Raw genomic sequence first — 21958 nt, forward strand, 5'->3', positions numbered from 1 at the left:
TCCTCTTTACATCCACCAGCCCGACCCGGAATCCCCCCTTTCAATCCGGTCTTTATCCTTATCAGCCCTTAATAGCTCCTGTCATCACGCCGTCTACGAAATACTTCTGCAGCTTGGGATAGATGAGCAGAATGGGGATGGTCGTAAACATAACGCTGGCCGCTTTCAGCGACTCCGGCACAATAAAGGAACCGACGCTGCCTTCTCCGCCTTGTTGGCTGTCCAGTTGCTGATTGGCCGAAATAATCTGGTACAGCTTCATCTGCATCGGATACAGATGTTTGTCCGTAATGTAGAACAGCGCATCCTGGAATCCGTTCCATCTGTCCACCGCATAAAACAGGCTCAAGGTGGCGATAGAGGGCAGCGACAGCGGAAGCACAATTTTCATCAGAATGCCCAGATCCGAGCAGCCGTCGATAGCGGCCGATTCTTCCAGACTTTCCGGGAGGCTGGTGAAGAACGTCTTCAGGATGATTAAGTTAAACACGCTCATGGCGCCCGGCAACACCAAACTCCATACCGTATTCATCATCCCCAGGTTTTTAACCAGCATATAAGAAGGAATCAAACCGCCGCTGAAATACATCGTGAAGACTAGCGCGGACAGAATAAAGCTTCTTCCCATCAGCCTTTTTTTCGTTAATGGATACGCGCCGCAAATGGTCAGGAACATACTCACCACGGTGTAGAATACCGTAAGCAGAATACTGTAACCAAGCGTATACAGCATTTCCACGTCGCTTAAGATCGTTTTGTACGTTTCCAGCGTGAAGCCTACTGGCCACAGCCCTACTTTTTGAGAAATAATCGCTTCGTTAGAGCTTAAGGAAAGCGCAATCATATAGAGGAACGGAACGATACATGTGAACGATAACGCCACGATAAATACGATAATGACCCTATCCGCCAAGCTCATTTTTTTCTTGTTTCCCAAGCTGCTCGCCTTGCTCACCATATCCCATCCTCGCCCAATTTCTTCGCAATATAGTTAGCGCCGATCAGCAGGATCAGGCCAACGACGGATTGGAACAAGCCTACCGCTGTCGCCTGGGAGAAATCCCCCGAACTAATGCCAACTCTGTACACGTATGTACTGATAACGTCGGAGTAGTCGCTCACTAATGAATTGCCCATTACAAACGGTCGATCGAAACCGATGGACACCATCCTGCCAATCTGGAGAATGAGCAAAATATTAATCGTGGACTTTATGCCAGGCAATGTAATATGCCATACTTTGCGAAGTCTGCTGCAGCCGTCAATATCGGAGGCTTCATACAACTCTTTATTAATTCCCGTCATGGCAGCCAGATAGATGATCGTCCCCCAGCCGATTTGCTGCCATACGCCAACCGAGATATACGTCATTAACCAAGGTACCTTCTGCGACAGAAACTCGATTTTTGCAAGGCCGAGGTTGGCCAAGAACGTGTTGATCATCCCGCTGTTGGAGAACATCAGATAGACCATGCCGCCTATAATAACCCAGGACAAAAAGTGAGGCAGATACAACACGGTTTGCGAAAATTTCTTGAATTTTGCCACTCTTACTTCATTGAGCAGGATCGCCAGAATAATAGGCGCCGGGAAGCCCGCGATCAAGTCGTAAACATTCAGAAGCAGCGTATTCTTAAGCGCACGGTAGAAGCTGTCCTGCTGGAAGATGAACTGGAACACGTCCATCCCAACCCACTCGCTCCCCTTAATGCCCGCAAAAATGTTGTAATCCTGGAACGCCATAACGACGCCGTATATCGGGGCATATCTGAAGATCAGGATATATGCAAAGGGCAGCAGCAGGAGAGCGTATAACCATTTGTCTCTTTTAATGTTGTGAAGAAATTTGTTTTTCTTCTTCGTTGAAGCGTAGTCTTGTTCTAAAACCGCTTGCATTTCTCTCATCCCTCCGGCTGTATAAAGGAGCTCTTGTATTTTCATTATAGCTACCGGGGAAATTATAAAAATGTAATCGTTTTAATGAATTTGGTAATCACTTAAAATCGTATCGATATAAGTAATCCGGAACACAAACGAGCCTTGATTGCTCAAGGCTCGTTTGTGTTCCGGAGCTGCGGCAGGTATACAAGCATGAAAAATGGCAGCAATGTTACTTGGCGATTTTTGCGAAATATTCTAATGTTCTAACCAGTTGTGCGGTGTAAGACATTTCATTATCGTACCAGGCTACCGTTTTTACCAGCTGCTGGTCGCCAACTGTTAGAACTTTTGTTTGAGTGGCATCAAAAAGAGACCCCAATGTCATTCCTCTAACATCGGAAGATACGATCTCGTCCTCCGTGTATCCGTACGTTTCTGGATCTGATGCTTTTCTCATAGCGGCGTTAACTTCCTCAACCGTTACCTTGGTGTTCAAAACGGCTACGAGCTCTGTTACGGAGCCTGTTGCTACAGGTACACGCTGAGATGCGCCATCAAGTTTGCCCTTCAGTTCAGGAAGAACGAGGCCAATGGCTTTAGCAGCACCGGTGGAGTAAGGAACAATGTTCTCTGCAGCAGCCCGTGCTGCGCGGAAGTTTCCTTTTGACTCTGGCGCATCAAGGGTATTCTGGTTGCCTGTATAGGCGTGAACGGTGGTCATCAACCCGGACTGAATTCCAAATGTATCGTTCAAGGCTTTAGCCATGGGAGCCAGACAGTTCGTTGTGCAAGAAGCGCCGGAAATGACGGTTTCCGTTCCGTCCAGTGTTTCATGGTTTACGTTATATACGATGGTCTTCATGTCGCCTGTTGCCGGAGCGGAAATAACGGCCTTCTTTGCTCCGCCTTTCAGATGAAGCTCGGCCTTTTCTTTGGTAGCGAACAATCCCGTACATTCGAGTACGATATTTACGCCAAGCTCGCCCCAAGGGATTTCTTCAGGGTTGCGTTTGGCCAGCACTTTAATTTCTTGACCGTTAACAGTAAAGGCTCCATCATGAACTTCGATGTCACCATGGAAAGTGCCTTGTGTAGTATCATATTTGAGCAGATGCGCCAGCATTTTTGCGTCTGTTAAATCGTTTATCGCTACAACCTCGATATTTTCCACCTCTTGAATACGACGGAAAGCGAGTCTTCCGATACGCCCAAAACCATTAATGCCTACTTTTATTTTCATTGAATAGTCCTCCTGTTTCGTTCGAAGTAAGGTAAGTACTGAGCCGAAGCCAAACAAGTTTGCGCTTGGAATAGATTTATTTTAAAATAAAAGATACCGATCGGTCTCTTCACTATATCAGGATTAAAGACGTTGTCAAGGTTCGGCCGTCAAATTTGATATAATGTTAAATTAGAATAGATTAGGATCATTCGGAGGAACCTATGAAAAAAGGAGATCGAACAAGAGAGCACATTATTATGAAATCGGCAGCAATCTTTAATCAGAGAGGTTATGCCGGTACTTCGTTAAACGATATTATTGCCGACACGGGGATTAAGAAAGGGGGCATCTATCGACATTTTGCAAGTAAAGATGAGATTGCGCTTGAAGCCTACAATTACGCGGCCAGTTTGGTTAGCGGGAAATTTGCCGAGGCGGTCGACCAAGAGCAGTCTGCGTCAGGGAAGTTACTTGCTTTTTTTCGTGTCTATGAAGATGTTGTCGATAATCCGCCATTTATTGGCGGATGCCCCATGCAGAATACAGCAGTGGAAAGTGACGATACACATGCGGAGCTTCGTGATCGGGCAAGGCAAGGGCTGCATACCTATTTGGTTATGATGAAGAATATCATTGTTGACGGGATAAAAAGCGGGGAGTTCAAGGAAGATTTGGATGCGGATGCACTTGCTTCATTTGCCATTTCCTTGCTTGAAGGAGGCATTTTGCTTAGCAAATTGGAGGGGGATAATAAGCATATGCAAATGAATACAGCATGCTTTGCGTCCTATTTGCAGAATTGTTGTTTAAGTATTCGTTAATCTGTGGTCTTCTTTCATTCGCATAAATGATGAAGGTGTCCCTTAGTCAATGATTTCGGGACACCTTTTTCGAACTTACCTTAGACATAAATATTCCTTTATCGGACGCATAGGTGACCAGCTCCGTACGATTCTTTAATTTCAATTTAAAAAGAATGTCATTCAGTATAAATTTCACTGTATTTTCCGGTATGACTAACCGATCGGCGATTTCTTCGATGTTGAATCCTCTGCACAGATTTCTTAATACTGCCGTTTCCATTACACTTAGCAGGGGCTCTGCGCCATGCGGCATATTCTCGGTAACAAACTGCTTTAAAATTTGATATCCAAGCTCTCTCGGCAGCGTCGCATCTTCGATCAAGAGCGATCTCAGATACTCGTGAAAGGAAGCTGGATGCAGCGACTTGAGCAAGTAACCTTGCGCCCCGCTTTTCAAAGCTTCAAAAAAATACTCAACGTCAGCGCTTTCCGCTTGCAAAACGACTACCATTTGGGGATTCAATTTTTTCATTTCCTGAATGGTCTGCGTACCCTTCATATCGTGAAATTCAACCGCAACAAGCGCCACCTCCGGCTTTAATGAACCGGCAAGTGATATCGCATCCCTCCCGCAATCCGTTTCCCCTACAACCTCAAATAGCGGATCCAGCTCCAGCAGGTACTTGATCCGCTCTCTATGTTCTTGCGACGGTTCTGCAAGCAACACTCTGTTGATTTGGCTCACCGCTCCACAACCCCTTTATGGAACCTTACACCCTATGCCTGTTGCTATTGTCGCGTATTATGCGTTTCAGTCGAATGGCCCGAAGTGGTTATTTTCCTCAAATAATATGACCATTCGGTGTCAACGACATATGATAGCTCTTTTTAATCCCCCGTTTCGCCGATTAATTGTAACTCAACTTGCTTCATTTTATAAAAATAGCCTTTTTGCTCCATCAACGCTGAATACGATCCCGATTCGATCACGCTTCCTTGCTCCATGACTACAATCTGGTCCATTCCTTCCAAGCCATTAAGCCGATGACAGATTAGCAGTAGTGTATCTTCGGAAGCCTGTTCGTATAGGTGTGACAAAACATGTTGCTCTGTCACATAGTCCAGCGAAGATGTCGGCTCATCCAGCAGCCATAGCTTTCCCTTGCGAAGCATGGCTCGCGCCAGGGCCAAGCGCTGTTTTTCACCATCCGATAAATTTTCTCCCTTTTCGTACACGGGGTCCGTTAATGAAGTGGTCGGCAATTGTACTTTAGCGAGGATATCCAACAGGTCGCCGTCAGAAAGGTCCTCACCATCCAAGAGCAAGTTATCCCGGATCGTTCCCCGGAAAAAATGACTTTGCTGCAGCACGACATGAGCCGTTTTCCAAATGCTCGACGCCTCCAGCTCTTGTACCGATATGCCGCTCAGCCGCAAATCCCCGGCCGTCGGCGTACGCAGTTTGAGCAACAACTCGAGCAGCGTGGACTTTCCTGAACCGCTAGGTCCGACAATCGCCGTTTTGGTTCCCGGCGGAATTTGCAACGAAAAGTTGTTCAACGCCGGTCTCCACTCCCCTTCATACTGAAAGGAAACGCTGGATAACTCAATAGAAACGGCAACATCGGCATTCAGCGTGCGACTTGTCTGCACCGGCTGCATGGCAGGCGTCAATACTGCTTCCGTCAGCCGCTTGGCTGCATGTTCGCTGTCTTGCTTATATGCCGGCAACGTGGCCATAGCCGCTGCTTCTTCAAATACAGTTAATGAGGCCATGACAAGCATAGCCAGATATACGCCTGCCAGCGTTCCATCCGATATCAGATAAGCGCCAAGTGCCAGCACCCCCCAGGAAATCAGATAGGCGACAAAGGCATGCATCGATTGTCCGCGCAGCAGTTGTCCCGCCGCTCGCTGCTGCTTGGCAGCCAATGCGGCAGAAGCTTGTTGAAGTTGCCGCTCCCTCTGCGCAAGCTGGCCATAAACCTTAAGTTCGCGAAAACCGTATAACACCTCTGTTACTTCCGTAGACAACAACGCCCGCTGCTTGCGGATATGCCCATTCATATTCCGATATCCCAGCAATACGATTCCCGGCACGACCAATACGGTCCCCAGCAGACCGAGCAGCAACAAGCAAGCCATCCAGAAAGAAAAGGAGGCGGCAGCCAGCATTGTCGTCAAGAACACCATGGCAACAATGATCGGCGGATAGGCGACGCGTAAAAAATAGTGCTGCAAACTCTCTACATCCCCAACGATTCGCGCAAGCAGATCCCCGCTTCGTTTATTACTTAAAATGCCCGGCGTTAAAGGAATAAGCTTGGCAAAAAAGGATGTTCGCACACGGCTAAGCATAGAGAATGTCGCTCTGTGCGAATATAAGCGCTCGCCATAACGACTCATCGCTCGAATCAAACCAAGCAGCTTGACCAGCGAAGTAAGTACAATCAGCGTATACAGCGGAGGCGCAAACACCGTTTGCGAAATGAGATATCCGCTTGCGGAAAAGAGGACCACACCAGCAATACCGGCGACAAATCCGCCTAAAATCGAAAGAATAATATCCTTGCGCTCCCGAATCATAGCTTGGGACAAAATAGCCAACTCGCTCATCCCGGCACCCCTTTGCGTTGGACATCGACCATCTCTGCATACGCAGGCAGGCGGTGCATAAGCTCGTCGTGATGCCCCGAGCCCGCTAGGACGCCACGGTCCATAAACAAAATGTTGTCGGCATGTCGAATGGTATACAATCGGTGAGCCACCGTAATCATCGTCGCCGATGTTGCCAAGGTTGCAATCGAACGTTGCAGGATATCTTCGGTGAGAAGATCGAGTCCGACGGTCGGCTCATCGAACAAAATAATGGAGGGTCGCTTCAAAAAAGCCCGCGCTACGGCAAGTCGTTGCTTTTCCCCGCCGGAAAGTCCTCTACCGCCTTCACCGACGGGGGTATCAAATCCCTGCTCCAGTTGGGATACGACCTTCGAAAGACCCGCGTCCGCAGCCGCCGCCTCGATTTCAGCCCTGGAGACATTCCGCCCGGCACCGATCGCGATATTATCGGCGAAGGTACCTGCAAAAATGTAAGGATGCTGCGTAATGTAGCTTATATGTTCCAACCATTTCGTCTCATTCTGTTGAGTAAGCGGGTTTCCATTCACCAAAATGGTCCCCGACACCGGTTTTAGTAATCCCGCTATAAGATGGAGCAAAGTCGTTTTGCCGGATCCGCTATGACCAACAAGGGCAATATGATTTCCCGGTCCGATTGTGATCGAACCTGTATTCAGCTCAAATGAGTCGGCTGCATACTGAAACCGGACATTGTCCAGTTCAATGGCGGGCGGCATTGGAAACAGCTTCTTCGGGAATGTCCGGAGCCCGATCGGCTGATCCTTCGAATCGTTTCTATCGTTCGTGTCCGCGAGCATGGTTTCAACCTTGCGAATGGCCCCCATACTGGTTCGACCATTGTGAAAAGCCGTGCCTGAGCTTTTCAGCAAGCCGTAAAATTCGGGCACGAGCAACAAAACAAAAAAGGCCGTATGAAACGACATCGATTTGAAGACTAGCAGCTGAATGGCCAGTTCGAGAGCAACAATCCCGATGCCCAGCATCACAATCGATTCCAACAAGAGTGTATTCGTAAACGCAATCTTCAAAATATCCATCGTGGCGTCGCGGTATCTTAAGCTGCTGCGTTCGATTTCTTGCTGCTGACGGCGGGCCCGTCCGAATATTTTTAACGTAACGAGCCCTTGAAGGGAATCCAGAAATGTACCGGCAAACTCGGCCAACTGCGCATACTTTTCTTCTGATTTATTTTTCGTTTTCAGCCCCACCAAAATCATAAAGATCGGGATAAACGGGGCCGTAACCAGCATGATGATCCCTGAATTGGCATGTTGAGCAAACGTAACGACTAAGATCAGAATGGGGATCATGACCGTTTCCACCATACGCGGCATGTATTGACTGAAATAATGATCCGCCTCATCCACAGCATCCAGCGCAATACTGACCTTCCCCCCCGTTTGCCCTCGAAGAGAGGAAGACATGGAAGCATTCGTAAAATGCTGAAACACGGCTGCTCGCATATTTTTTTTAGCGGTTGCTGCCATTTGCAAACCAACCATCCCGTTCCCATATGACAACAGTGTACGTATCGCCATCACGGCCAGTAAGATGCCGAGCAGTAGGGCAACCGATGAAAAAGAGGCTTTCTCCACAAAAATCCGCTGGACGGCTTCAGCCAGCAATGCAGCCTGACTTACAATAGCGGCGCCTAGTGCGAGCGAGATGAATGCCAGGTAAATGAGACGTTTGCGTTGGGCCGTCATCTGTATAGCGATCAAGCTTTTTTTCCCCTCCACCAGGCTCAACTCCTTTATAGTAATAGCCTGCGAGCAATCAGCCTATTTTTTCCCTTTCACGTAATCTGCATCGAACAGGAACAGCTTGAAAACCAAAATAAGGGAAGGAATCAATAGACACATGCCTCCGATAAATACGACAACCAGCGCGAAGCCCATCGAGGATGAGGTGACGCCGCTCTGAATCGTAATGTAGGGATCAAGAATATAGGGATACTGCCCGATCCCGTAAGCGAAAAAAGCACAGAAAAATTGCAGCATGATGCAAACAAAGGCTAACCCATAGCGGCGACCGCGGTATAACAGCCACATCGCAATCATGAAAAAGGCAACAGAAAGCGCAAGCAGCCACCATAAATCCATCATATTTTGATAATGTCGCTCATTGTGTTGCCCCAAATAGATAAAGGCCGTCAGGGCGATAATAATCGTCGGTGTGCTCCAGAACATCGCATAAGTCCGCATAAGCTTTAGCGCAGCTTGATCTTCTGCCCGTGAAGCGTAAAACGCCAGAAAGCAGGCGCTAATAAACAAGACAGACACAATCGCCAATCCAACGATGCTCCACGACAACGGATTGGTAAATAAAGCCCAGTAATCCAGAGAAACCGTCTGATCCTGCTTTAAGATAAAGCCGCCCTCAGACAGGGCCAGCGCCACGGACAACGAAGCCGGGATCAGCAATCCCGATGCGCCGTACAAAAACAGATAGACGATATTATTTTTGGAACCATAGTTTTCAAACGCATAGAACGAACCGCGAATAGCAAGCAGCACGATCGCAATCCCTCCCGGAACGAGCAGCGCCGAGCCGTAGTAATAGGCTGTATCCGGAAAAAATCCGATCATGCCGATGTAGAAAAAAACGAAAAATACATTCGTGATCTCCCATACGGGTGACAAATAACGAGAAATCAGACGATTAATGAGAGGGTCCTGCTTGGTCAGGCGGGCATAAAAGGCAAAGAAACCGGCTCCAAAGTCAATGGAGGCAATAATAAGATACCCGTACAAAAACAGCCAAAGTACCGAAATTCCAATCAAATCGTAACTCATCAGGCATGCGCTCCCTTCCCTGTCCCCTGGTCGCCCGCATGCTGCGCCCACTTCTCCATCTCGGTTTCTGCCGGATTATTGTTGAATAAGCGCCGAAGCGCAAGAACGCTAAACACGCCTAATACGATGTAGAGAAGAAGGAGAAGGAAAAAAAGAACTCTCACGCTTGGCGATGTCGTCGCCGCTTCTTCTACACGCATATATCCTCGTAAAATCCACGGCTGCCGCCCCAACTCCGCGTAAAACCAGCCCAGCTCGACTCCCAAAAATGCGAGCGGCGCACTTAAAGCAAGCATGCGGAGCATCCATTTGTTGTGCTCATTGCGTTTTTTCCACAATGTAAATAGGAAATACAGAACGGATATGCCCAATAACGCAAACCCGATGCCGGCCATCAAGTCAAAAAAGTAATGTACAAGGAGCGGAGGTTGTTCATCCGGAGGAAATTCATTCAGACCTGTTACTTTCGCGTTAAAATTTCCAAAAGCCAGGAAGCTGAGAATCTTTGGCAGATGAAGTGCGCCTATTATTTTATGCTCGGCATTAAGCCATCCCAATAGAATCAAATCCGCGCCGCGCTCGGTCTCAAAATGCCATTCCGCAGCAGCCAGCTTTTCCGGTTGATGTTCGGCCAAGAACTTGGCGGACACATCTCCGGCAACCGTGTTTAGTGCGCCGAACAACAGGACAACAGTCATCATAAGCTTCAGTGCTTTTTTGTGATATCCTGTAACGCCCTTTCTAAGCATCGTAAATGCCGCAATCCCTGCCAGCAAAGCCGCTCCTGTTAAGTAAGCCGAGCTTAATACATGGAACACTTTGGAGAACGTCGCCGTATTCAGCATCGCTTGCACCGGGTTAACGGCTGTAAATTGTCCGCCTTGTATCGTAAATCCCCCGGGTTGATTCATAAAACCGTTCACAGTCGTGATAAAAACAGCGGACATGCCTGCCCCTGCGACAATGGGGATCGTGAGCAGCCAATGGATATAGGGGTTCCTGAACCGTTCCCACGTATACAGATAAATGCCTAGAAAGATAGCTTCAAAAAAGAACGCAAACACCTCCATGAATAACGGAAGCGCAATAACGTTCCCCGCCAACTTCATAAAATTCGGCCACACCAGTGCCAATTGCAGTGAGATCGCCGTACCCGTTACGACACCGACCGCGACCGATACAACGAACCCCCGCGCCCACCTCTTAGCCATCAGCGTGTAGTGAGAATCTTGCTTGCGGATGCCGATGAGCTCGGCAATCGCGATCATGAGAGGGATACCGACGCCAATCGTCGCGAATATCGCATGGAACCCTAGTGTCATTCCTGTCACCAGCTTGCTCCATAGAACCGTATCAACTTCCATTCCTTACTGCCTCCCCTCCAAAGCGATTTGCAATTCGAGTTGATTATATCTCTGTCCTTTTGCAGTTCAAGCGCGGTCACATCTTCTCCCTTAATCGTTCAAGAATGGAACAATTCTTTCCGACAACTCGATGAAAAATGCAAAAAAAGCTCGATCGGGCTATTGATCGAGCCTGCTTATCATGATAGCTTTATTCGTTTCTTTGGATCGACGATAGTGCTTTGGAGACCTATCTCCTACCTTCAAACCTTCCTCTCTTCATCATTGACCCATGCGACGGTTTGCGTTCCATTCGGCCATTGATTGCCCGCTATCGTGACGTTTTTGCACGCCTTAAGCTGAATGGGATATGCCATGACATGATGCGGCGGATATGAATCGCTTTTTTCAATGACGTTGTCGACAAAGCGGATTCCATCGACAGAATGACCGTATAGGATACCGGTATCGAACGTTACGAAGCGATTTTTCTCAATCGAAATATGGCGATGGTAGCATTCCTCGTACGCCTTCGGCCACTCAATCTCGGGATCGATGTCGATAACGGCCTTTCCCCACTCCGGACAGCAATAATTACAATCCGTGAATTCGTTATGGTGAATGATGACCTGCCTCACGGCTCCGGACTCGAACCAGTAATTGGCGTCTCCGGATATTTTAATGCCCGACCCCGGGGCGCTGATCTTGTTATGCTCCAGCCGTACATTGCCCGAAGTGGTGATCAAAAAACCGCGGGCGCGGTTCGCCCTAACCGTCGTATTCGTGACGGTTAAATCGGGTTGCCATAACGTATTTCCGACACCGTCATCCATTTCCATGTCTTCCGGCAGCTGCTGTTCAAATTCTAGCTCCACATAATCCTTATTTAGCACATTCAAGTCTTTTAACGTTAAGTTCGCATAAGTCAATAGCGAGTCGCGTCGCACGAATTCAAGCCGATCACCGGGATTGGCGATTTTGATTCCTTTCGCCATGTCGTGCGCGAGTTCAACCAACAGCCTATCATCGCCGAGCCTTTCGGTAATTCTGGCATAAATGCCGTGCACGTTGCATGGATCGTCCAATTGGTTTTCAAATAGACAATGGTCAAGCGTCACCTTGCCGCGACAATACACGAAGTGTGTGGCATCCGCGGTGGCGGTTACGATACGGTCCGAACCGGGTCTCCGCATCACATTGAATTGGTGCAAGTGGATATTCGTGCACCATTGCGCAAGGAGTCCCATGCCCGGTGCATGGTGCACGTTCACGGATGCCACGCTGACGTTTTCCCCGCCGCTGATGAAAAAAGCCGGATTTTCTCTTCTGCCGAACCGCATGACGATGAGATTACCGATCCGCGGGAGCTTCATGTTATCCCCTTGAAAAGTAATTACGCCCGGTCGCGATTGTTCGATGCGGACTTTACTGTAGTTCCCCCAGCTTAATTGATCGCCGCTTTGATAGGCAGGCGCGTTCGTCTGCTTGTCGAATTCGTTCAGTCCCCATACTTTTTCGGGTTTCCCGCCGAATGTAAACCATACCGCATGATCTTCGACTTTATAGTCGGTTCCCTCCGGCATTTGAATATCGAACGATTCATGGTCTGCGCGAGAAACCGTGCCCTGCGCAAACATCGGCTCCTCCCAATCGATGACAAGATTTCGAACAAGCACTTGGGAGCAGTTTTCAATGACGAATGGAATCATCGGACCATGAAAAATAAACTCCGATCCTTGTCCGTCGACCGTGAACCCGCTCCGATCCGCCAAGTGGAAAGCGATTCGCCGCAATCCTTCTTGATCGTGATTCGAGATAAACAGTTGTTTTTCTACCGCCTTATCGGGCCAAAAATGGTAGTTTCCACACGGAAATACGAGTACTGCGCCTTCAAGTTCCTTGCAGGAATCCAGAGCGGACCTGACGGCCAACGTGTTGTCAAACCCTTGTTCCGACTTCGCGCCAAACTGCTCCATTCGGATGATCAATTTTTCACCTCCGAGGAGGTGCGCCATTCATATTGAAACCGGTAGGTACCCGACTCTAATTCCAGCGTAACGCGGTTGTCGTGGAGTGCAACGATCCGAACGCCTTCCGCTTCGCCTAGTCGTACGCCGTGCTCCGTCACCCGATCCTGCAACGCGTTCGGCAATTCCAGCGTAGCCGTCGTATTCGGCGGAATCTTCACTTCAACGTTCATCTCCCCGTTCTGCAGCCTCCAACCGGACACGATCTCGCCGTACATGGATTGGTATGTCGCTTTGGCGTAATTAAGCCCTTCGTTCGGAAGCGGCTTGATCCGAATGTACTTAAACCCTGGTTTGACTTCAACGGTGTCTATACCCGCCACGTAGCGATAAAACCACTCTCCGATCGCGCCGAATGCATAATGATTGAAGGAATTCATATCCGCGCTCCAGAACGAACCGTCCGCTTTTCTGCCATCCCAATGCTCCCAGATGGTCGTAGCCCCTTGTTCGACGGAATACAGCCAAGACGGATAGCTGCGGGATAACGCCAACCGATAGGCCAAATCATTTCTGCCGATGTCAGACAGCGTAGGGCAAATATAAGGGGTCCCAAGAAATCCGCTAGTCAGCTTATACGCCGATTCCTCGATGAGCCGAATGAAGCTTTCCTCCACTTTCTTGCGAACCGGACCTTCGACTAATCCGAATTGAAGCGCTAATACGTGAGCTGTTTGCGTCGGGGACGATAGTCTTCCCGTGCGCGTAACGAACTCTCTATTGAAGCAGTCTCGAATGTTCACGAACAGCTCCTCGTACTTTGCCGCTTCCTCTCTTTTGCCTAACGCCCGCGCGGATTTGGCGAGCAAATTCGTAGAATGTGCGTAAAACGCGGTTGCGATAAAGTCTTTCGGCGTCGCGCCCGTATAGCTCCCCGCGGGAGCATCGAGTGCCAGCCAATCCCCGAACTGAAAACCGTCGTTTCGAAGATACGCCTGTTCCCCCGAATTTCTCAAGAACTCAACCCATGCTTTCATGCTGTCGTATTGTTCTTCCAACAACCGCAGATCCCCGTAGCACGCATACATCGTCCATGGGCAGATGACCGCCGCATCCCCCCATCCTGCCGCCGAATGCATCTCCCAACCCGGCAAAGTGTCCGGAATCGTGTTGGGTACGCCGCCACTCGGCAATTGATCCGCCTTCAAATCTCTTAACCATTTGGTAAAGAAAACGGCTACGTTCATGTTATGGGCCGCCGTCCGGACGAAAACCTGCGCGTCGCCCGTGTATCCCAATCTTTCGTCGCGCTGCGGGCAATCCGTCGGTACGTCCAGAAAGTTCCCGCGCTGTCCCCAGACGATGTTGCTTTGCAATTGATTGACCAGCGGATCCGAGCATTCGAATGTGCCCGTCTCTTCCAGGTCGGAGCTAATGACGTGCGCAGTAAAATAATCGGGCATCACGTCACCCGGATATCCGCTCACCTTCGCATAGCGAAAACCCTGGAACGAAAACCTCGGCTCATATCGTTCGTTCCCCGTCCCTTTGCATATATAACGGGTCATCTGCTTGGCTGAACGTAAATTATCGACGTATAGGTTGCCGTTCGAATCCAATACTTCGGCATGAGTCAGTTCAATAAGCCTACCCGCTTCCCCCGTCACCGAGTAAGAAACCCATCCGGTCAGATTCTGGCCGAAATCCAAGATCGTCTCTCCGCTCGGCGATCGCAAGACCCGCTCGGGTTGAAGCTCTTTTACGACTGCCGTCGGTACGTTTTCTTGCGGAAGCAGCATATGGTTGCCGCGTTTCATCGTTTCGACGGGCAGCCAATATCGATCGTCGTACGCCGGCATACTCCAGCCGTCCTTCTCGAGCCTGGCGTCATAGCTTTCTCCGTCATACAGGGAAGCCATGACGATCGGACCGGTCTCCGCCCGCCAGGAACCGTCCGTTACGACGGTTTGCATACTGCCGTCTTCGTAGGCGAGATGAAGTTCAAGCAGCGCTGCTCGGCGATTGCCGTAAAAATCTCGGGGATGGCCCCCGATTCTGCCTTTGTACCAACCGTCCGCAACGGTTATTCCGATCGCATTATCGCCCATACGGATATACGCCGTCACATCGTAGGTTTGCGTTTGAAGCCGTTTGTGGTAACTTGTCCACCCCGGCGCGAACAGTTGATCGTTTAAACGATTGCCGTTAAGCTCCAGTTCGTACAGTCCGAGAGCAGTCGCATAAATTCGGGCGGAGCGTAAGGGAGATTTCGTTTCGAAAGTTTTGCGGAAAAGGGGCAAAGCTTCCCCGGCACGATCATGCTTCCCTGGATCGAGCGTGATCCATTGTGCGGTCCACTCTCTGTATTCCAATATCCCCGTCTCGAAGAAGGCGGTCTGCCAGTCGCTTTCCCGGCCTTTAGCGTCCCAAGCACGCACTCGTAAGTGGTAGACTTGACGAGACGCAAGCGGACTTCCCCCATACGCGATGTGCACGGACCGATCCGAGTTCACCTCGCCGGAATCCCAGATCGGATTGCTGAAATACGGATCGTTCTCGGAGACTTGAATCCGGTAACCGCCTTGACGGATTCCCCTTCCTGTTCCGATAAGTTTCCAACTGCACCGGGGAACGCGCACGCCGATGCCGATCGGATTTCTCCTGTATTCGATGCGTAGATCCGTAATGCCGAAATCGATCGTTCCGGACCTTTGAGTATTCTCGATTAGGAAGGGATCAGCCTTTAACCGCACCGGCGACGAGTCCTTTCATCATATATTTTTGCGTGAAGAAAAACAGAACGATCAGCGGCAAAGTCGCCATGACGCACAGCGCGAATATCGGGCCGTAATCGATCGATTGGGTATTCGCTTTGAATTGGACGACTTGTGCCATCAGCGTCATTTTCGCGGGATTCTTCAAATAAAGCAGCGGACCGAAAAGATCGTTCCAGATTCCATAGATATTCAACATGATGAGCGTCCCCGTCGCCGGAAGCAGGAGCGGAAAAATAATCATCCAGAACGCGCGAAACTTTCCATACCCGTCGATGGCAGCCGATTCTTCGATTTCCCTAGGGACGGATTTCGTAAATCCGGCGTACATGAACGTCGCCATAGGGAGCGCGCCCGCCGCGTACAACAAGATCATGAAGGTGCGCGTATCGATCAGATGCAAGGCAACTCCCATTTTGAAGATCGGAATCATGCCCGTTTGCAGCGGAATTACCATGCCTGAGATGAAGAAATAAAAGAGAAACTGAAAGAACTTGCGCGGAATGCGCGCAATGACATACCCCGCCATGGAAGAGACAAAAACCATCAGCCCGATCGCTCCGGCACTAATAGCGAACGTATTGAAAAAACCGCGCAAAACGTTCACCTTTTCGATGGCTTTCTTGTAATGGCCCCAATAGAATGAATCTGGCATAGCCAACGGCTGATACAGTTGATCGGGAGATTTAAAACTGGTCAGTATGAGATAAAATATCGGATACAAAAACAGCAATGCGATCAATAACAATACAATCTCCAACATTAGGCTCGTACGGTCATTCCGCTTGGCGGAGCGCTTGCCCATCACATCTCCACCTCTTTGCGCCGCATGACCCTCAATTGAAGAAGCGTAACGGCCATAATGAAGATCATCAGAACGATCCCGCCCGCGATCGCATAGCCGTACGTATTTTCCCGGAATGCGGCATTATAGATGGCAAGCGTAAGGGTGTAGGAAGCCGAGCCGGGGCCGCCTCCCGTCATGATATAGGGAATATCGAACATTTTCAGGCCACCGACGATGGTCAAGAACACGACGACCGTTGTCGCGGGCATGAGCATCGGAAGCGTAACGTGCACAAACCGGTTGACCGCCTTGGCGCCGTCCATTTTCGCAGCTTCATACAAGTCCTGGGGAATGGCTTGCAGACCGGCCAAGTAGATCACCGCGCAATACCCAAGCCCTTGCCATTGCGTCAGGGCGATGATGGTCGGGAATACGGATCGCGTGTCTCCCAGCCAATCGCGTTCCCAGGCAAGCAGACCGATTCGTTCCAGCAAGTGATTAAGCAAGCCGTCATATTGCAAAATTTGACCCCATACGATAGAGGTAACCACAAGGCTTACGACGACGGGCAAATAAAAGGCGACTCTGAGCAAAACTTTCGTACGGAAAGAACGGTTTAGCAAGATCGCCAGCAGTAAGGACAAGGGGTTCTGAACGACGATTCCGAAGAGGGTGATCAAGATCGTGTTCTTGGCCGCCTGAAGCATTTTGGAATCTTCGAGCAAAAAGGCGTAGTTGTCCCAACCTATAAACTTGGCGGGACGGATGGAATCCCATTCCGTAAACGAATAATACACGCTTGATGCAAAAGGATAATAGACGAACGCTACGAACAACGCGGTTGCCGGAAGGATGAACCAAAAACCGGTCCACCACTCCCGGGTACTGGCTTTTAACATGATCTCACCCGTTTACTATTCGACCGGCCGCGCTAAGCGCCGGCCGGTCGAATTGGAATAGTTTTTGATTACTCTGCAGGAAGAATGACCGTTCCTTTGTCTTTCTCCAGCTTTTTCTGGGCTTCCGTCAAATCCTTCGGATCGAACTTGATGCCCGAGGCTACTTTCGTGAACGTTTCCACGAGCGACGTCATCGCGGAAGCAGGCACATAAATTTCATATCCCATGCCGGATTCCGTCTCGTCGACAACCTTCAATAAATCGTTTAACGCGGCGTTCGGATAGTCGAGCTGCATGCCTTGAATGGCCGGTACCGTTCCGCTGCCTACGTTAAACGGTCCATACACTTCCGGGCTCGCGATGACGCCGACCAAGTCTTTCGCTGGCTGCAGGTGCTTGGTTTTGGCGTTCACCGAAAGAGATTGGTCAATGCCTAATGACAGCTTGGCGTACCCCTTGTCCGTTCGGAACGGGAAGTAGCCGAGATCGAATGCGGTATGGCCTTTCGTTTGGAAATTCTCCTGCGCGGTGCCAGGCATCCATGGGCCTTGAACGATCATGGCCGCCTTCCCTGAGGTGAACAGCTCCGCGGATTGCGGCCAATCGATGCTAAGCGCCGTCTTGTTCAGGTAGCCCTTCTCGACCATTTCTTGCAGATGCGTCATGACCGCTTGAACTTCCGGCCCGTCCAGTCTCTTCTTGCCTTCGTAAAGATCTTTGCCGAAAGTCGGGCTGCTCTCGTTGCCATAGGGCTGCATCCACAGGTTAAAGGTCATGCTTGCGGTCCAAGCGTCCTTAAATCCGGCGGCAACCGGCGTAATGCCCGCCGCTTTGATTTTCGCGAATGCGCTTTCCATCTCCGCCCAGGATTTCGGTACTTCGATCCCGAGGTCGGCAAATATTTTCTTGTTGTACCAGATCCCGCTCGATGCGATGCCCATAGGCAGCGCGTATACCGTATCTTTGTACGAATACGCGCTTTTCGCTCCCGGATTCAGCTTAGACGCCCACGTCTCGCCTGACAAATCCGCCAAATATCCGACTTCTCCGAACGCAGCGGTTTTACCCTGATGGAAAAAAACGTCCGGCGCCGTATCCGAGGCCAGCTCTGCCTTCAGCTTATCCGCATACGTATCCCCAAGCGTAATATCCCATTGAATGGAGGCTTTCGGATATTTTTCTTTGTAAGCCTTCTCGACGTTTGCCTTGAATTGTTGCATGAAAGGCCGATCGTCGATGAACCAGGCTCCGATCCGGATCGTAAAGGAATCGTCGGTTCCGCCGGCCGAGCCGGATGAGCTTGCGCTTGCTTCGGAAGCGGCCGAGTCCGGTGCTGTCGAAGTTTGGGCATCGTTTGCTTTGTTTGCTCCGCATGCCGAGATCAGCGTGGCCAGCACGAGGGTCAGCGATGCGAGAAGCATTCTTTTTCTTTTCACTAGATTTGACCTCCTGATTGTCGAGTTCGGTTCGGCGTCGCCCGACGACGGCGCCTCCCTATTCATAAGCTTATACAATCGATCCGAGGATCGACATGTGTCTATTTGTCTTGAACTGTTCTGTATTTGTCTTTAAGCCTTATATTCACCGGGCGTTTTCCCGGTCATTTTCTTAAACAGCTGGCTGAAATGGGCGGCGTCCTTAAACCCCACCGCATAGGCCACTTCATAGTGCTTCAAGTTGGTCGTTGAAAGCTTCTCCTTGGCGATGCCGATCCGATGCTCCCATAATAAATCCCTAAAATTACGGCCCGTTTCTTTCTTGATGAGCCTGCTTAAATACGAATAATTAACGAAAAGCTCGTCCGCCAGCATTTGCAGCGTGATGTCCTCCATATAGCGGCTTTCAATGAACTTCATGGCGGCATCGATGTAATGAGCAGAAGCGCTTTGTCTGGCAGAACTTACGAGCGTTGCGGTTTTCTTCAGAAATTGTTCCATATATATCATCAAATCCGAAAGAATCGTAAAGGACAGAACGCTTTTGCGAACGGCGATCGTCTCCTCCGGGCTTGGTTGAATGCCGAAGGAATGCAGGGCTTGGCCCGCCGTCTCCACCATTTCCATACAGGCCTCCTGAATGCGCGTCTTGCTTATTCCTTCCAACATGAACGTTCTATTCAGGTTTTTTAAATAATCGGAGATTGGCGCTTCCTCTCCTTTGCGCAGCAGATCGGTCAGTTCGGAACGGTTCATCTCCGATTGCTCCCGCTTCTGTTCCCGCATCGAGAGCAAGGCGGAGTAAGCAACGATCGAATTCCGTCCAATCAGCATCCGGTAATCCAAGCAGCTTTTGGCTTGTTCAAGCCCTTTCGGAAGCTCTGCCGCGGAGGGCAAAAGATCGCTGATGCCGATCGAAACGCTGTAACCGAACGACCCTTGGATCGCATCCAGAATGTGCCGGGCAACCTCCATCGCTTCGTGCGCCGATTGTTCCTTCGGAACGGCCGGGGGCATGAACAAAACCAAATAAACGCCGCTTTGCGACAGGGACGACCAGTAAGGATGCGGGTGCAATGTCATGACGTCGGCGATGAATTCGCGTATGGCAAGGTTTGAAAACGATTTTCCCGTATCGGCCAGAATACCCGCATTGTCAATTTCGACGGAGAGGAAAACGGCCGATTGATTCATCGTTTCGAGCTCTCCGAGCAGACCGATCTTTTCCCGGTCCGGCGTCATGGGGGTCAACAGCGTCCGGATCCATTCTTCCTGTTGAACCCATTCCGGTCTCCGACGATTCAACCGATGATCTCTGATCCACTTCACACGTTCTACGAGTTCGTCTTCGTGGAACGGTTTCGTGATAAAATCTACAGCCCCTAGCTTGACGGCCTGTTTGGCATATTCGAATTCGCCATGCGCGGTCAGAAAGATCACTTTCATATCGGGGAAGTCTTCGAGGACTTGTCTAGTCAACTCGATGCCATCCATGTAAGGCATTCGAATGTCGGTTATTAACACATCCGGCGCGTCAGCGTTCGTTCTGCTTAACGTTTCGTAGGCTTCCCAACCGTCGGCCGCTTGTCCGACGATCTTGCAGCCAAGACGATTCCAGGCCGGGAGAGAGACGATATAATCTCTGACGGCTTTTTCATCATCTACGATAAATAGCTTCATGGTGCTTGGATCCCCTTTTCCGATGAAAAATCCGTTGACTCGTTCAATAGGATCGGCAAAAGCAGCGTTACGATCATCCCTCGTTCGCCTTGCCGCTTCTCAATGCCATAACGATCGCCGAAATGCAGCTTAATCCGGGATTCGATTCCTTTCAAGCCGGATCCCATCCCTTTGGAAACGCGGGGATGCGTTTGTGCTGAACCGCCGTTGTCCTCGATCTCGATCGCAAGATTAAACTGGCTCTCATAAGCTCTGATATCGATTCGGCCTACCCCGCGAATATGATCGATTCCGTGAATGAACGCATTTTCGATGATCGGTTGAAGAATAAGCTTCGGAACCTCGAGCCGTTTCAAGTGTTCGGGCAAGTCGATACTGTATTCGAATCGGTCCTCGAAACGATATTGATGGATTTGCATATAGGTTTTCGCGAATTTCATCTCTACGTCCAGAGAAACGAAAGCTTCCCCCGGCGAAATCGAAAAACGAATAATGCTGGACAAGCTTTTCACGACGTAAGGGATCCGTTCGATATTTTCTTTAGATTTGGCCAGAATGCTCACGTATTCCAGAGTGTTGTGCAAAAAATGGGGGTTGAAATAAGTCCGGATCGCAGCCAATTGGGCCTCCTTCTGCTCAAGCTCTGCTTTATAGACCTTCTGGATCAATTCCTTCGTTTCCAGAATCATCCGATTAAAGCTATGACAGAGCTGCGCGATCTCATCGTGGGACCCGAAGTTTTCGATTAACTGGTAGTTTTCTTTCTGCGCTTTGCGCATGAGTTTGCTTAATGTAGCCAAGGGGCTGGTGATTTTTCGCAGTACGTAATAGGTAATGACGATGACCGCGATCCAGGACGCAAGCGCGACCGCGACCGAGAAGACGGCCAGCCTTCGGATTCCGGCGCTCGCTTCGGAAACGGGAATGCGGCTTACATATTTAAAGCCCGTCCATTTCGATTCTCTTTCCGTTGTTATGGTGTCTCCCGTCGCCGGCGAGGGAAGGAGCTCGCCGATTGAGCGTTGAAGGTCGGAGGATAACACGACATTGCTTGCGCTCGTAATGAAAAAAGAACCCGTGTCGTAGGAGTCGTATAAAGAATTCACTTTGATCGGATCCAGCAGGACGACCAAATTTCCGAGAACCGTTCCCATTTCCGGATCGACAAGTTGCAAATTGCAGATCAGCCGACGATGATCGACGAAAAACGCCCACTCCGGAACGCCTTGCTTCTCGAACGGCATGATGACGATCGCATCGTAATATTGAATGTCGGGGCCGGCACCAGCATAATATTGTTTACCATGAACGTCGAAGAGATGAATAGAGTCGGCGAGATCGCCAATGTTCTTGCCCATGTCGTCCAGCTCGATTTGCAGCATTTCTTGCACCCTTTCCTCCAACGCCGCTCGTTCGGATGGCGCCAGCGGATACTTGTCCGGCGCCGAAGCGTTGCGAAGGAGAACGTTGACGAACCGATTGTCTCCGATGCCGGCAGCCTCCCTTGCGAATGCTTTAAAAACGCCGTCGATTTTATCCGAGGTCTCGGCCATGGTTTGCTTGAAAGACTGGTCGACATTATTTTCAATAATTCTTTTCGATGTCACGTAGAAGGTTGCGCTTACAATGATTAACGGTACCAGCGTTAAGAGAGAATAGATTAACATCATTTTGTAGTGCAATTTCGATCGAATGAACCGAACGACTCTCACTGGTGAACCTCTCCTTGTC

General features: G+C 49.9%; 16 protein-coding genes. 1 reads left to right on the top strand and 15 read right to left on the bottom strand.

Annotated features, from left to right (window positions below; translation table 11 throughout):
* Positions 1–61: 61 nt before the first annotated feature.
* From KB449_RS15475 to gap, 3 genes are all read right to left on the bottom strand, one after another.
* Positions 62–958: a carbohydrate ABC transporter permease gene (locus tag KB449_RS15475; protein WP_282909241.1), complete on the bottom strand. Its 897-nt coding sequence runs from the start codon at positions 956–958 to the stop codon at positions 62–64.
* The gene (locus KB449_RS15480; protein WP_282909242.1) at positions 952–1896 is read right to left on the bottom strand and encodes an ABC transporter permease; all 945 of its coding nucleotides are present in this window, start codon (positions 1894–1896) and stop codon (positions 952–954) included. The genes KB449_RS15475 and KB449_RS15480 overlap by 7 nt, the downstream gene beginning before the upstream one ends.
* A gap of 214 nt (positions 1897–2110) precedes the next feature.
* Positions 2111–3121: a type I glyceraldehyde-3-phosphate dehydrogenase gene (gap, locus tag KB449_RS15485; protein WP_282909243.1), complete on the bottom strand. Its 1011-nt coding sequence runs from the start codon at positions 3119–3121 to the stop codon at positions 2111–2113.
* A 203-nt stretch (positions 3122–3324) separates the two neighbouring features.
* On the opposite strand from gap, the gene KB449_RS15490 reads away from it, so the two are divergent.
* Entirely contained in the window at positions 3325–3924 is a 600-nt protein-coding gene (locus tag KB449_RS15490) for a TetR/AcrR family transcriptional regulator (protein ID WP_282909244.1), read from the top strand.
* Between the two features lie 46 nt (positions 3925–3970).
* On the opposite strand, the gene KB449_RS15495 is transcribed toward KB449_RS15490, so the two are convergent.
* The 12 genes from KB449_RS15495 to KB449_RS15550 all read right to left on the bottom strand — a co-directional run bounded on the left by KB449_RS15495 (position 3971) and on the right by KB449_RS15550 (position 21834).
* Positions 3971–4651, bottom strand: coding sequence for a response regulator transcription factor (locus KB449_RS15495; protein WP_282909245.1), 681 nt, complete (start codon positions 4649–4651; stop codon positions 3971–3973).
* 143 nt (positions 4652–4794) lie between these two features.
* Positions 4795–6522, bottom strand: coding sequence for a thiol reductant ABC exporter subunit CydC (cydC, locus tag KB449_RS15500; protein WP_282909246.1), 1728 nt, complete (start codon positions 6520–6522; stop codon positions 4795–4797).
* Positions 6519–8252, bottom strand: coding sequence for a thiol reductant ABC exporter subunit CydD (cydD, locus tag KB449_RS15505; protein WP_286672421.1), 1734 nt, complete (start codon positions 8250–8252; stop codon positions 6519–6521). The genes cydC and cydD overlap by 4 nt, the downstream gene beginning before the upstream one ends.
* A gap of 75 nt (positions 8253–8327) precedes the next feature.
* Positions 8328–9341, bottom strand: a complete 1014-nt coding sequence (locus KB449_RS15510; RefSeq protein ID WP_282909248.1) for a cytochrome d ubiquinol oxidase subunit II — start codon at positions 9339–9341, stop codon at positions 8328–8330.
* Positions 9341–10705 (bottom strand): cytochrome ubiquinol oxidase subunit I, encoded by a 1365-nt coding sequence (locus tag KB449_RS15515; protein WP_282909249.1) that lies wholly within the window; start codon positions 10703–10705, stop codon positions 9341–9343. The genes KB449_RS15510 and KB449_RS15515 overlap by 1 nt, the downstream gene beginning before the upstream one ends.
* Positions 10706–10947: 242 nt before the next feature.
* Positions 10948–12672: a right-handed parallel beta-helix repeat-containing protein gene (locus KB449_RS15520; protein ID WP_282909250.1), complete on the bottom strand. Its 1725-nt coding sequence runs from the start codon at positions 12670–12672 to the stop codon at positions 10948–10950.
* Entirely contained in the window at positions 12669–15404 is a 2736-nt protein-coding gene (locus KB449_RS15525) for a family 78 glycoside hydrolase catalytic domain (protein ID WP_282909251.1), read from the bottom strand. Before KB449_RS15525 ends, KB449_RS15520 begins: the two co-directional genes overlap by 4 nt.
* Positions 15388–16167, bottom strand: coding sequence for a carbohydrate ABC transporter permease (locus tag KB449_RS15530; protein ID WP_282909252.1), 780 nt, complete (start codon positions 16165–16167; stop codon positions 15388–15390). Before KB449_RS15530 ends, KB449_RS15525 begins: the two co-directional genes overlap by 17 nt.
* 62 nt (positions 16168–16229) lie before the next feature.
* Positions 16230–17111 (bottom strand): carbohydrate ABC transporter permease, encoded by an 882-nt coding sequence (locus KB449_RS15535; RefSeq protein ID WP_282909253.1) that lies wholly within the window; start codon positions 17109–17111, stop codon positions 16230–16232.
* 68 nt (positions 17112–17179) lie between these two features.
* The gene (locus tag KB449_RS15540) at positions 17180–18547 is read right to left on the bottom strand and encodes an ABC transporter substrate-binding protein (protein ID WP_282909254.1); all 1368 of its coding nucleotides are present in this window, start codon (positions 18545–18547) and stop codon (positions 17180–17182) included.
* A 132-nt stretch (positions 18548–18679) separates the two neighbouring features.
* Positions 18680–20227, bottom strand: coding sequence for a response regulator transcription factor (locus KB449_RS15545; RefSeq protein ID WP_282909255.1), 1548 nt, complete (start codon positions 20225–20227; stop codon positions 18680–18682).
* Complete coding sequence (locus tag KB449_RS15550) at positions 20224–21834, bottom strand: sensor histidine kinase (protein WP_282909256.1); 1611 nt, start codon at positions 21832–21834, stop codon at positions 20224–20226. Before KB449_RS15550 ends, KB449_RS15545 begins: the two co-directional genes overlap by 4 nt.
* Positions 21835–21958: the final 124 nt, after the last annotated feature.

Origin of the sequence: Cohnella hashimotonis (assembly GCF_030014955.1) — a bacterium.
GTDB lineage: Bacteria > Bacillota > Bacilli > Paenibacillales > Paenibacillaceae > Cohnella > Cohnella hashimotonis.

What these genes read in the sequence shown, in the direction of transcription:
- KB449_RS15545 (WP_282909255.1), bottom strand. Translation starts at nt 20,227, where the DNA reads ATGAAGCTATTTATCGTAGATGATGAAAAAGCCGTCAGAGATTATATC.
- cydD (WP_286672421.1), bottom strand. Translation starts at nt 8,252, where the DNA reads ATGACGGCCCAACGCAAACGTCTCATTTACCTGGCATTCATCTCGCTC.
- cydC (WP_282909246.1), bottom strand. Translation starts at nt 6,522, where the DNA reads ATGAGCGAGTTGGCTATTTTGTCCCAAGCTATGATTCGGGAGCGCAAG.
- KB449_RS15515 (WP_282909249.1), bottom strand. Translation starts at nt 10,705, where the DNA reads ATGGAAGTTGATACGGTTCTATGGAGCAAGCTGGTGACAGGAATGACA.
- KB449_RS15510 (WP_282909248.1), bottom strand. Translation starts at nt 9,341, where the DNA reads ATGAGTTACGATTTGATTGGAATTTCGGTACTTTGGCTGTTTTTGTAC.
- KB449_RS15475 (WP_282909241.1), bottom strand. Translation starts at nt 958, where the DNA reads ATGGTGAGCAAGGCGAGCAGCTTGGGAAACAAGAAAAAAATGAGCTTG.
- KB449_RS15490 (WP_282909244.1), top strand. Translation starts at nt 3,325, where the DNA reads ATGAAAAAAGGAGATCGAACAAGAGAGCACATTATTATGAAATCGGCA.
- gap (WP_282909243.1), bottom strand. Translation starts at nt 3,121, where the DNA reads ATGAAAATAAAAGTAGGCATTAATGGTTTTGGGCGTATCGGAAGACTC.
- KB449_RS15535 (WP_282909253.1), bottom strand. Translation starts at nt 17,111, where the DNA reads ATGTTAAAAGCCAGTACCCGGGAGTGGTGGACCGGTTTTTGGTTCATC.
- KB449_RS15480 (WP_282909242.1), bottom strand. Translation starts at nt 1,896, where the DNA reads ATGCAAGCGGTTTTAGAACAAGACTACGCTTCAACGAAGAAGAAAAAC.